Raw genomic sequence first — 11579 nt, 5'->3', positions numbered from 1 at the left:
TGGCGAGGCATGTGAGTTCCTGTTGCAGGTAAACGCGGGGGAGGTAGGGCGATGAAGATCTTCAAGTGGCTGGTGTCAGCAGCGCTGATGGCGGCATCTGCCGTCGGGGGGGCGCAGACCCACGAAACCGTGCGGTACATCCATACCGATGCGCTGGGTTCGCCGGTCGCGATCAGTGACTCAGCCGGCACGGTCGTCGAGCGGTTCGATTACGAGCCCTACGGCGCGGCGATCGGCCAAGGCAGGGCCGAACAGCCTTCCTATACCGGTCACGTAGCAGACAGCGCGACCGGGCTGCTCTACATGCAGCAGCGTTACTACGATCCGGAGCTGGGTGTCTTCATCAGCACCGACCCGATCGGCGTTGATGGAACCGCGGCGGGAAACTTCTGCCGATACTGCTACGCGGCAAACAGCCCGTACGCGTTTACTGACCCTGATGGCCGTCTCGCAGATACGCTGGTGGACATCGGCCTGCTTGCGTATGACGCCTACAAGATAGCGCGCGAAGGCGCTACGCCCGAAAATATGGCCGCGCTTGCGGCAGATGCGGCGGCGACGGCGGTACCGTTTGTGACCGGTGCCGGGGTGGTGGTCAGGGCGGGAAGCCAAGCGACGACGGCGAGCAGGCGAGCTGAGACGTTGGCGAAGAATGTTCAAGCTGGAGCAGGAGCGGAGCAGAAGACGAGTGCGAAGTATGGCAAAAGGGTGGCAGGTACCCAAGTTACGTTCGTAACATCTACCGGCATGCGCCCTCGTGTTGACTTCGTGCTGAAGGAATGGCCTCTCCGCCTCGTTGAATCGAAAGCAGGAGATGCCAGGCTGTCGCCAGCTCAGAGGTCGCTTCAGGCGGATGTCGCTGCTGGCAGGGCAGTGACGCCGGTTGGCCGGAATGCCGAGAAGGCTGGTCTGAAACCTGGCGAGAAAGTCACGCCTAGATTCTTCACATTGGAGAGATGGAAATGAACGGAAAGTTCAAGCGCCGCGTACTTGATTCATGCGAGGCGGCGTTGGTGAGGCACGGATTCAGGCGGGTCCGCATGCACACCATTGCCTTGGATATAGTGCCAGATTTCCAGGGTTGGGTAGGACTCAATAGCGGGCTTTATCTCGACAATGTGACAATCACGCCGGCATTGGGCATTCATTGCGCTCCTCTTATGCGACTTTGCTGCGCTCTGAAGGAGAAGCCTTACAAGATATCTGAGAGTGCGACTTTCGCGTACAGCCTGAGCACCATAAAGAGGGACGTCGAGCCCTTCATCTTCATGTCAGAAGAAGATGTGGTCCGCGTGGCGGAGAGGCTCGCATCGACCATCGCGCAGTGCGCTCCCTTCATGCGTGACTTCGCGAGCTATGAAGCGATTGCTTCCATCTCGGAGACGCGGAGCGCTATGCTTGGCGGCTACCCCGAGCAGGCTGCTGTTGCGCTGTATCTGATGGGGAGAGCAGATGAAGCCCGCGCTTGGTTGGCTAAGCAGTTGGAACGCTTCAGCGCGATGGAACCTGCAACCTCCGAGCCCTTTGAGCGATTTGCTACGAAGCTTCTGCACCTCATCGATACGCAGGGCATATCAGCTTTGGCATCGGGGTCGTCAAGTTCTTACTTAGAACAGCGATGGAAGTACCTGCGAGAGGCGTTCCTATGATTCGCATCTGGGTGTCCGGCAGTGACAGGCGCAGCGTTTTCCCGCCCAGTGCGGGGCAGGTATGAACAGCAAATTTCGGCGTCGTGTACTCGATGCTTGCGAAGCGGCGCTGGTGCGGCACGGATTCAGGCGTGTTCGCATGCACACGATCGCCTTGGACCTAGTGCCGGATTTTCAGGGTTGGGTTGGACTCAACAGTGGGCTGTACATGGATTGTGTTCGTGTGACGCCTTCGATTGGGATTCACTGCGTCCCTATGGAACGCTTGATCTCTCGTATTGATGAGGGGCCGTACACAATATCCAATAGCGCGTCGTTCGCTTACACGCTCTCCGATCTGAGGGGAGGCGTTGCGCCATTTGTCTTTGACTCGGAGGAAAGCCTGGCTTCCGAGGCGGAGAGGCTCGCATCGGTCATTGCGGAATGCGGGATTCCGTTGATGCGTGACTTCGCCAACTATGAGGCGCTAGTTTCAGTCTGCAAGGCGCGCAGCGGAATACTTGGCGGCTACCCCGAGAAGGCTGCAGCTGCGCTGTATCTAATGGGGCGATCGGACGAGGCGAGGAAATGGTTGGATATGCAGCGCGAGCCATTTCGTCTTGATGACGCTCCGGCGTGGCAGCCGTTCGAGACGTTTGCCGCCAAACTTCGCCAGATTATGGATGAGGAGGAGATTCCGTTTCCGATTTCGGTGTCCCCCAGCAGCTACTACGACAAGCGATGGGACTATCTGCGTGAGGCAGACGTTCGAAATCATGGATGGGCATTGGAGCGTCAGGCGGAGCGGATGGAAAGGTATAGAAGCGGGATCAACAGCTGATCTGCACTGATTGACCATTGCCATTGGCGAGCAGTTGAATGATAACGGACGGATGGGAATGAACGGAAAGTTCAAACGTCGCGTACTTGATGCATGCGAGGCGGCGCTGGTGAGACATGGATTCAGGCGGGTGCGGTTGCATACCATCGCTCTGGATATATCGCCAGATTTTCAGGGCTGGGTTGGCCTGAACACTGGCCTCTATGGCGATAGAGTGCGCGTCACGCCAGCTGTAGGCGTACATTGCGTGCCGCTGATGCGGCTGATCTGCAGTCTAGAAAAGCGGCATTACAAAGTCTCGGAGATTACAACATTTGCGTTTTCGTTGAACACCATCAAGAAAGGTATCGATCCGTTCAATTTCATGTCGGAAGCAGACCTGGAGCATGAATCGGAGCGTCTTGCATCGTTCGTCGAGCAGTACGTCCCATTGATGCGCGATTTCTCTAGCTACGAGGCCGTTGTTGCAGTCTCCAAGTGGCGAAGCGATATGCTTGGCGGGTACCCCGAGAAGGTAGCTACTGCCCTGTACCTGATGGGTCGAACAGAGGAGGCAAGGGCATGGCTGGCTATCCAGTTGGAACTTTTTCGCCTGAGGGAGCGTTCAACCTTCGAGCCTTTTGCGGAATTTGCTTCGAATCTGCTGCACCTTATCGAGACGGAGGAGGTCAGTGCTCCGGCAGCGGCAGCGTCTTCGAGTGCTCATCTTGATGCGCGGTGGGACCATCTTCGCGGTTCATACCTCTGAGAGGTTCGGATGGCTATGGAGCTGCAGGCACGGCGAATGGCGGGTGTGCCGTTGCGATGTAGCTTCCAATGGCCTTCGCACACCGGTAGGCGGCGTGTCTACAGGGGCTTTTGATATGTATGAGCTCACCGCCTCGCAGCTGACGGCCAGCGGCCGTCACTATCGGCGCCTACCAGTCGCCGGCCAGCAGCGCGTCGGCCAGCACCTTCATCTTCGGCGAGGCCTGCCGCGACGGTGGATACATCAATGACAAGGCGCGTTCGCGGCCTTCAAACGGCTGCAGCACGCGCTGCAGACGGCCATCCGCCAGTGCATCGGCCACCGCGAAATCCATCACCTGCACGATGCCGATCCCTGCCAACGCCGCGTCCACCAGCGGATCGCCACTGTCGAACACCATCGGCGCCGCGGCGGTGAATTCGCGTAGCTGGCCATCGTGCAGGCGGAACTGCCAGTCCACCAGCCGCCCGCTGCGCAGGTTGCGCACCGCCAGGCAGGTGTGGTCCTGCAGCGCATCCACCGTCGCCGGAGCGCCGTGCCGGGCGATGTAACCGGGCGAGGCGACGGTCACCCAGCGCAGCGGCCGCAGCGGCCGCGCGACCATCCGCACATCACTGATCGGGCCGGTGCGCAGCGCGGCATCGAAGCCTTCTTCGACCAGATCGACCAGGCGATCATTGAGCACCAGCTCGAACTGCAGCTGTGGGTGCTCGGCCATCAGCTTTCCCGCCATCGGCACCAGCACCTTGCGCCCGAACATCGACGGCGCGGTGAGCTTGAGCACCCCCGATGGCGTGCACGGCCGATCGCCGAGCTTGCGCTCGGCATCTTCCAGGCCACACAGCAGGGGCGTGCAGTGCTCCACGAACTGGCGACCGTCCGGGGTCAGGCTGACGTTGCGCGTGTTGCGATGGAGCAGGCGCACGCCCAGCGCGCTTTCCAGCCGCCCGATCGCCCGCGACAGGCCGGATTGGCTGATGCCCAGCTGTCCTGCAGCGGTGGTGAAGCTGCGTGCCTCGGCGACCTGCACCAGCATGCGCACGGCATTGAGATCCATCGCTGATCCTTGATTGATGCGCTGACGCATTACAGAAATCGAAGTATCACGCTTTCAATGTCGGCCGTCATCAATGAGACTGCCCGCCTTCCCCGCACGACCTTTGGCATGCGCGCTCCCACTTCCCCGTTTCCCCCGCGCCTGGCGCTGACCCTGTTGGCGATGGCGCAGCTGATCATCGCCCTGGACGCCACCATCATCTTCGTGGCCCTGCATGAGATGGGCGTGCAGCTGCGGATCAACGCACAGCAGCTGCAATGGATCGTCAGTGCGTACACCGTGGCCTTCGGGGGCTGCCTGCTGCTGGGTGGGCGCGCTGCCGACCTGCTTGGCCGTCGCCGCATGTATCGGCTGGGCATGGCGCTGTTCGCGCTGGCCTCGCTGGTCGGTGGCCTGAGCAGCAGCGCGGGGACGTTGATCGCCGCGCGCGCTGCGCAGGGCATCGGCGCGGCGCTGCTGTTCCCGGCCACGCTTTCGCTGATCAATACCATCTACGCCGAAGGTGCGACGCGCAATCGTGCACTGGCGATCTGGAGCATGGCCAGCGCCGGTGGACTGGCGTTGGGCACGCTGCTGGGCGGTGTGCTGACCCAGGCCTTCGGCTGGTCGTCGGTGCTGCTGGTGATCGTGCCTTTCGCCGGTGCCTGCGCGGTGCTGGGCGGTTGCTGGCTGCCGCGTGACGCGGCGCCGCAGCGTGGTCGATCGTTCGATCTGGCCGGCTGCCTGACCGTGACGCTGGGCGGCAGCCTGCTGGTCACCTCGCTGGTGCAGGGGCCGGAATGGGGCTGGACGGCACCGGCCACGCTCGGCTGCCTGCTGGTGTCGGTGGTGCTGCTCGGGGTGTTCGTAATGATTGAACAGCGCAGCCGTGATCCGTTGATGCAGTTCTCGCTGCTGCGGCTGCGCAGCCTGCGTGCGGCGATGCTGCTGACCCTGCTGTTCATGAGCAGCTTCGGCGTGCAGTACTACTTCCTGGCGCTGTACTTCCAGGATGGTTACGGCTGGAGTCCGCTGCAGGCTGGGCTGGCTTTCCTGCTGCCCACGCTGGTATGCACCTATGGCATCACCGTGGCTGAAAAGATGCTGGCGCGGCGCTCGCCGCGGCAGGTGCTGGCGTGGGGCATGGGGGCCGGTGCGGTGGGTATCGCGGCGGTGGCACTGGCGCTTCCGCATGGCGCCAGCTACTGGGCGCTGTTGCCGGGCGTGGTGGTGTTGAGCCTGGGGCAGGGCATGACCTGGACGGCGATGTGGATCGTGGCCGGGCAGGGTGTGCCGGCGGCGCAGCAGGGCGTGGCATCGGGCATGGCCGCCACCGCACAGCAGATTGGCGGGGCGCTGGGATTGGCGGTGCTGGTGATGCTGGCCAATGCCGGGCGCCATGCCGATGCATCCGGCAGCAGCGTCGAGGCGCTGCAGGGGCTGGTCAACGCGCAGTACGGCGCGGCGGCGTTTGCGCTGCTGGGCGTGGGGGTTGCGTTGTGGCTGCGCCCGCCGCGCTGAAGGTAGTGACGGCCGCTGGCCGTCATGCACGCTACGCCCCCCGGTAGTGACGGCCGCTGGCCGTCATGCACGGAACCCATGACGGCCAGCGGCCGTCACTACCCAAAGCATTACTGGTGCAGCAGCTCCGCGTGCAGGCGGCTGAAAATCCGCGCCAGCCGTTCCGCCCAGGCCTGCTGGCCGGCTTCGTCGGCAATCAGGTCCTGGCGGATTTCCAGTTCCACATGCACCAGGCCACGGCCTTCACCGTGCACGGGCACCGCGTAATCACTGGTCGGGGTCACCGAGTACGGCTGGTTGTCACCGACCACCAGGTCGCCCTCTGCGCCCAGCGCGCGCAGCAGCGGCTGCGCGAAACGCGTGTCCTGGTGATACAGCACGCCGGCATGCCAGGGCCGCTGCACGCCGTTCATCACCGGGGTGAAGCTGTGCATCATCACCAGCAGGGTCGGGCGCGCGGCATCGCGGCGTGCATCCAGTTCCGCGTTGATGCGTGCGTGGTACGGCGCATGGATGGCATCGATGCGTTGCTGCCGCTGCGCGGCCGTCAGCGCCGTGTTGCCAGGCACCACGGTGCCGTCGCTGGTTTCGGGGATCAGCGTCGGCGATGCCAGCGGCCGGTTGCAGTCGATCAACAGCCGCGAATAGGTCTGTTCAATGGCCCAGGCATCCAGCCGCTGTGCCAGTGCGCGGGTGGTGCCGGCAATGCCGATGTCCCAGCCGATATGCCGGTCCAGCTCCGCCTGCGGCAGGCCCAGTGCCGCCAGCGAGCGCGGTATCTGCTGCCCTGCATGGTCGGCCAGCAGCAGGAAGTCGGCGCTGCCCTGCGGCTGGTGGATCGTGTAGACCGCAGGGTCATGCGCGTCCAGCAAAGCAGGCAGTGCGTGCGCTCCCGTGTCAGCCACGCGGGGTGCCGTCCAGGTGGTGGTCGATCATCCACAGCCCGGCCCACAGCTTGGCATCCAGCTCGTAGCCTTCGGCGATCTTCTGCACCAGCCAGGCAGCGGCCTGCGCACGCGGTATTTCGTGCACGGTGATGTCTTCGCTGTCATCACCGCCACCGGCACCGACCCGGGTCAGCCCGGTGGCGCGCACGAAGGCGATTTTCTCGCTGCTGGCACCGGAAGACGTCGGGCCGATCATCAGGACCTCGGCGTGTTCGGCGGTCCAGCCGGTCTCTTCTTCCAGCTCGCGCACGGCGGAAATTTCGATGGATTCACCGGCGTCGATGTCACCGACCAGGCCGGCCGGCATTTCGATGGTCCTTGCCTGCAGCGGCACGCGGAACTGTTCGACGAACAGCACGTTGTCCTGCGGGGTGACCGCGATGATGATCGCCGCCAGTCCACCGGCATGGGTGCGTTCGCTGTACTCCCAGCTGCCGCGCACCACCATGCGCTGGAACTTGCCTTCGAAGACGACGCGCGGGGGTTCGTTGTTGCGCTGGCTCATGCGAACTCGCTTGATGGAGGATAAGGGGGTGGTGCGGAGGCGTCGGCCAGGCCGGCGGCGGCGAACAGCCGGCGGCGGGTCAGCGGGCCGAAGCGCAGGGTGCTGCACAAGCCTTCCAGCAGTTCGCCGTCGGCCTGGCCGCGCGGCATGCCGGCGACGGTGCCATCCAGCGGCGCGTTCAACGCGATGGTGGTCAGCTCGCGCCACAGCAATGCGTGTTCGCGCTGTTCGCGCAGCCGCACCGCCATCTGGCTCGCGCCGCGCAGGCGCAGGAACGGTACTTCGTCCAGACGCTCGTACAGCGCGTCCAGGCTGCCGAAATGGGCCAGCAGCACGGCGGCGGACTTGCTGCCCACGCCGGTGATGCCGGGGATGTTGTCCACCGCATCACCGCACAGCGCGAGGAAATCGGCGACCTGGTGCGCGTGCACGCCGAGCCGGCCCTTCACCCCGTGCATGTCCCAGCGCACGTTGCGGGCGAAATCCCACTGTTCGTCATGCTGCAGCAGCAGCTGCGACAGGTCCTTGTCGGCGGAAATGATGATGCCGCGGTGGCTGGCCCGGTGCGCATGCAGCGCGCTGCCGATCAGGTCATCGGCCTCGTAGTCAGCGTGGCCCATCACCGCCAGCCCGAGCGCGGCGCACAGCGCCTTGCAGTGCACGAACTGGCGCCGCAGTTCCTCCGGTGCCGGATCGCGGTTGGCCTTGTAGGCCGGGTAAAGGCGGTTGCGGTAGCAGCTGTCCAGCGCCTCGTCGAAGGCGATGGCGATGTGCTGCGGACGCTGGCGCTCCAGCAGTTCCAGCAGGAAGCGGGCAAAGCCATGCACCGCGTTGGTCGGCCAGCCCTGCGCGTCCTGGAACTGGTCGGGCAGCGAATGCCACGCGCGGAAGATGTAGATGCTGGCATCCACCAGGTACAACGGCGGGCGGGCACCGGCGTCAGCGGCAAGCGCCTGCGCGATGCCTTCGGCGATCGGATCCAGCGAATCCAGCGGGTCCACCCTCGCGCTCACGCCACGCCCGTCCAGTCCTGCAGCAGGGTGGCGGCATCGGGGCGCTCGCGCTCCGGGACGGCGGTCTTCGGGGTGCCGATGTGGATGAAGCCGGCAATCTGCTCGCCGTCGGCCAGCCCCAGGTGAGCGTGTACGGCCGGGTCGAAGGCCATCCAGGCGGTCAGCCACTGCGCACCGAAACCAAAGGCCTGGGCGGCCTGCAGCAACGCGAAGCAGACGCAGCCGGCGGTCATCAGCTGTTCCTGCTCGGGCACCTTGGCGTCCGGCCTGGGGCTGGCCACCACGGTGATCACCAGCGGGGCATGCGCGAAGCGCTGGCGATCCTTGTCCAGCTGCGCGGCGGAAATGTCCGGGTCGCGCTGCAGCGCGCGCTCGGCCAGGAAGGCGCCCAGCGTCTGACGGGCATCACCGCTGATCTTCAGGAAGCGGAACGGCACGCGCTTGCCGTGGTCGGGAACGCGCACGGCCGACTGCAGCATGCGCAGCAGGGTGGCGGCGTCCGGGCCGGGCTCGCCCAGCTGCCGCGAAGGCACGGAACGGCGGGCGTCGAGGGCAAGCAGGGCAGCGGGTTCAGACATGCGGAAAAGCCATCCGTTTGGAGCGGAACGTCAGTATAGCGAGCGCCATCTGGCGCCCCGCTGAGTCCCTGACCCGCACGTCGTCGCGAACCGCCAAAGTGCGAACTCTCTTCACGCTGTAGATGAACGGTTCATCACCTTGGCGGCGGTATAGTTCGAGGCCGGACGGGCCGCCGGCCCGTTACCTCCCCCCAGCGACAACTGTGATGTCCATCTTGCCCCCGCCGTGCGCCGAGCGCGTTGCAGTGCTCGCGCTGCAGGCCCCGCAGCGCTTACGATACGTACCTTGCCGGTCGTCTGGTCATGAGGTTCGGAAGTGAGGACTGTTTCACTGTCCGCGGTGGCTTGGACGGCCTACCATCGATCTGCCGGCGCTGGGGAGGCGCGGGCAGTCATGTCATCGTTGTCGTATCGAGATTCTGCGAAGGTGGGGAGCCTTCTCGCATGGTGACGCCCAGTCCGATGGGAGCGCCGGGACGCGACGTGTCCCAGCTCATGCTGGTCCGTGAGGCGGCATTGCCGGCCATCACGCTTGCGTTCACGACCGTGCTTTCGCGGTTTGACGACGTGCTGTTCGATCGCGCCGCTACTGCTGGCGCATCCCAGTTGTTGTTCCTGGATGGCATGCGTGAACTGCGTCGTCGGCGCCAGGAGATCAGCGACGGTTTCTCCGCCCACCTGCAGCGCAGCTGGGAGGCTTTTGAAAGCGGCGCGCCGTTGTCGGCCGAAGCGACGCTGTCCGGGCACCGCGACGATGGCCTGAGCCTGGTCGGCGAACACGAGCTGGAATCGCGGCTGGCGGTGCGTCAGTTCGCGATGCTGCTGCTGCGCGATTTCAAATCCGTGCTGGGTCGGCTCGACCTGCGCCTGGGCTGGATCGGCGGTGGCCTGGAGCTGGACGCCGACACCAACCCGATCAGCCCTGAACAACTGGGCGTAGCCATCCACGAAGCCTTCGCCGGCTGCGAACTGGCCCCGGAAGTGCGGCTGGTGCTGATCAAGCTGTGCGAGCGCGACCTGCACGCCCCGATCGGCAAGATCTACGAAAAAGTCGACGACCACTTGGCCAAGGCCGGGGTGCTGCCGAATGTCTCCGCGCCGCGCCGCGCGGCTCCGCAACGGGCGCCCAGCCCGCCGCCGCAGGGCATGCTCGACGATCTGGTGGAGCACCGTCATCCACCCGGCGCCGACGGTGCCGATGGCAGCCAGGGCGCACCGGCGTGGGCGCAGCGCTTCACGGACCGCTGGGCCCAGCAGCGCGGCAACCTGCAGGGCCACGCCGGCGATGTCGACGGTGGCCAGGGCGGTCCCGGCGGTGAGCAGGGCATGCTGCTGGATGCGCTGCACGAACTGCTGCGGCAGACCCGCCATGTGCGCGAGGACGCCACGTCCGCCGCGCAGGTCGCGGTGGGCCAGCAGCGACCGCTGAGCCAGCGCGAAATGATGTCGGTGCTGTCGCTGCTGCAGGCCACGCCGAGTGCCACGCTGCGTGCGGCGATCGGCGAAGACGGGGAATCGCTGGCGCAGCGCCTGAAAAGCGAAGTGCTGTCCAATGCCACCCAGCTGGGTGTGGATCCCAGCCAGGCCCGCCTGGACCCGCAGGACGAAGATGCCATCGACCTGGTCGGCATGCTGTTCGACGTGATGCTGGACGAGCGCGAACTGGAAGGGCGTTCGCGCGAGTTGATCGGCCGGCTGGTGGTGCCGTTCGTCAAGGTCGCCATGCTGGACCGCCGCATGTTCGTGCAGAAGACCCATCCGGCTCGCAAGCTGCTCAATTCGCTGGCCGAAGCGTGCGAAGGCAACACCGGCGAAAGCCAGGCCGAGCGCGTGCTGATGGGCAAGGTCGAAGAGATCATCGAACGGCTGGTGGCCGAGTTCAATGAGAACCTCGCCATCTTCCTGACCCTGGAAGAAGAGTTCCGCGATTTCCTGGCCCAGCACCGGCGCCGGATCGAGATCGCCGAGCGGCGCGCCGCGGAAACCCAGCGCGGCCAGGAAAAACTGGAAATGGCCCGTGCCCGCGCCAGTGCCGAACTGGATCGCCGCATCGCCGACGCCACGCTGCCGCAGGCGATCGCCGAGTTCCTGCGCCAGCCGTGGCAGCATCACCTGACCCTGGCGCTGCTGCGCGAAGGCGAAGAGGGGGCATCGGTGGCCGAAGCCCTGACCCTGGCCGACGGCCTGCTGGATGAAGTGGCTGAAGCGCGCCGCAAGATCGTCGGCAAGCCGTGGCTGCAGGCCTGGCAGCCGGCATTGGGCCGCGTGTTCGCCAGCGTCGGTGTGCACGGTGACGGCGCCGCACGCGCGGTGGATGCGTTGCACGACACCCTGCAGAGCATCGCCGAGTCGCGCCCGGAACTGGAGCGCGCGCTGCCCGAGCTGCCGCAGGTGGTGCTGCCTGCGCCGCCGGCATCGGATACCGCATCGGTGGACGTCACCGCATCGGTGGAAGACGACAATTTCGACAATGCCGACGCGGATCGATTCCGTCGCATGGAAGTCGGCATCTGGCTGGACTTCATCGACAAGGACGGCAAGGTGCAGGCCGGCAAGCTGTCGTGGATCAGCCCGATCTCGCAACGGCTGCTGTTCGTCAACCGCCGCGGCGTTCGCTTCTGCGTCGCATCGCCGGAAGAACTGGCGGTGATGGTGCGCCTGGGCCGCCTGCGCCCGCACGTGGACGACGGCGCTTTCGACAGCGCCATGCAAGGCGTGATCGACCGCCTGGATCCGCGCGGAAACACCACCGTCCACTGACC

General features: G+C 65.1%; 11 protein-coding genes. 6 read left to right on the top strand and 5 right to left on the bottom strand.

The features are described from left to right. The first annotated feature begins 51 nt into the window (after positions 1–51). The 4 genes from QE373_RS15050 (at position 52) to QE373_RS15035 (ending at position 3217) form a co-directional block, all read left to right on the top strand. The gene (locus QE373_RS15050; RefSeq protein WP_309687966.1) at positions 52–966 is read left to right on the top strand and encodes an RHS repeat-associated core domain-containing protein; all 915 of its coding nucleotides are present in this window, start codon (positions 52–54) and stop codon (positions 964–966) included. 74 nt (positions 967–1040) lie between these two features. Beyond that, a complete protein-coding gene (locus QE373_RS15045) occupies positions 1041–1649 on the top strand; it encodes a hypothetical protein (protein ID WP_309687963.1) in 609 nt (202 codons plus the stop codon). Between the two features lie 139 nt (positions 1650–1788). Continuing rightward, complete coding sequence (locus QE373_RS15040; protein WP_309687960.1) at positions 1789–2469, top strand: hypothetical protein; 681 nt, start codon at positions 1789–1791, stop codon at positions 2467–2469. Positions 2470–2479: 10 nt separating this feature from the next. Then, positions 2480–3217: a hypothetical protein gene (locus QE373_RS15035; RefSeq protein ID WP_309687958.1), complete on the top strand. Its 738-nt coding sequence runs from the start codon at positions 2480–2482 to the stop codon at positions 3215–3217. A gap of 169 nt (positions 3218–3386) precedes the next feature. On the opposite strand, the gene QE373_RS15030 is transcribed toward QE373_RS15035, so the two are convergent. Next, complete coding sequence (locus tag QE373_RS15030; RefSeq protein ID WP_309687956.1) at positions 3387–4274, bottom strand: LysR family transcriptional regulator; 888 nt, start codon at positions 4272–4274, stop codon at positions 3387–3389. Positions 4275–4382: 108 nt separating this feature from the next. On the opposite strand from QE373_RS15030, the gene QE373_RS15025 reads away from it, so the two are divergent. After that, the gene (locus QE373_RS15025; RefSeq protein WP_309687955.1) at positions 4383–5774 is read left to right on the top strand and encodes an MFS transporter; all 1392 of its coding nucleotides are present in this window, start codon (positions 4383–4385) and stop codon (positions 5772–5774) included. A 110-nt stretch (positions 5775–5884) separates the two neighbouring features. Here the strand turns inward: QE373_RS15025 and QE373_RS15020 are convergent, their stop codons facing one another. From QE373_RS15020 to QE373_RS15005, 4 genes are read right to left on the bottom strand one after another with little or no spacing between them, the layout of a single operon-like run. Further along, complete coding sequence (locus QE373_RS15020) at positions 5885–6679, bottom strand: N-formylglutamate amidohydrolase (protein ID WP_309687952.1); 795 nt, start codon at positions 6677–6679, stop codon at positions 5885–5887. Beyond that, positions 6672–7226, bottom strand: a complete 555-nt coding sequence (locus QE373_RS15015; protein ID WP_309687948.1) for an NUDIX hydrolase — start codon at positions 7224–7226, stop codon at positions 6672–6674. Before QE373_RS15015 ends, QE373_RS15020 begins: the two co-directional genes overlap by 8 nt. Then, complete coding sequence (locus tag QE373_RS15010; protein WP_309689843.1) at positions 7223–8188, bottom strand: 5'-3' exonuclease H3TH domain-containing protein; 966 nt, start codon at positions 8186–8188, stop codon at positions 7223–7225. The genes QE373_RS15015 and QE373_RS15010 overlap by 4 nt, the downstream gene beginning before the upstream one ends. Positions 8189–8235: 47 nt before the next feature. Further along, on the bottom strand, positions 8236–8817 hold the full coding sequence (locus tag QE373_RS15005; protein ID WP_309687945.1) for a nitroreductase: 582 nt from the start codon (positions 8815–8817) through the stop codon (positions 8236–8238). 462 nt (positions 8818–9279) lie between these two features. Between QE373_RS15005 and QE373_RS15000 the strand changes: the two genes are divergently transcribed. Then, positions 9280–11577: a DUF1631 domain-containing protein gene (locus QE373_RS15000; RefSeq protein WP_309689840.1), complete on the top strand. Its 2298-nt coding sequence runs from the start codon at positions 9280–9282 to the stop codon at positions 11575–11577. Positions 11578–11579 lie beyond the last annotated feature (2 nt).

Source organism: Stenotrophomonas sp. SORGH_AS_0321 (genome assembly GCF_031453215.1).
In the GTDB taxonomy this organism is placed as follows: domain Bacteria; phylum Pseudomonadota; class Gammaproteobacteria; order Xanthomonadales; family Xanthomonadaceae; genus Stenotrophomonas; species Stenotrophomonas chelatiphaga.
The sequence above is the reverse complement of the archived record's forward strand: the minus strand, read 5'-3'. Positions and strand labels throughout refer to the sequence as shown.

Bases quoted from the DNA above. Each gene is read 5' to 3' on its own strand.
- QE373_RS15050 (WP_309687966.1), top strand. From the start codon at position 52: ATGAAGATCTTCAAGTGGCTGGTGTCAGCAGCGCTGATGGCGGCATCT.
- QE373_RS15045 (WP_309687963.1), top strand. From the start codon at position 1,041: ATGCACACCATTGCCTTGGATATAGTGCCAGATTTCCAGGGTTGGGTA.
- QE373_RS15040 (WP_309687960.1), top strand. From the start codon at position 1,789: ATGCACACGATCGCCTTGGACCTAGTGCCGGATTTTCAGGGTTGGGTT.
- QE373_RS15030 (WP_309687956.1), bottom strand. From the start codon at position 4,274: ATGGATCTCAATGCCGTGCGCATGCTGGTGCAGGTCGCCGAGGCACGC.
- QE373_RS15025 (WP_309687955.1), top strand. From the start codon at position 4,383: ATGCGCGCTCCCACTTCCCCGTTTCCCCCGCGCCTGGCGCTGACCCTG.
- QE373_RS15015 (WP_309687948.1), bottom strand. From the start codon at position 7,226: ATGAGCCAGCGCAACAACGAACCCCCGCGCGTCGTCTTCGAAGGCAAG.
- QE373_RS15005 (WP_309687945.1), bottom strand. From the start codon at position 8,817: ATGTCTGAACCCGCTGCCCTGCTTGCCCTCGACGCCCGCCGTTCCGTG.
- QE373_RS15000 (WP_309689840.1), top strand. From the start codon at position 9,280: ATGGGAGCGCCGGGACGCGACGTGTCCCAGCTCATGCTGGTCCGTGAG.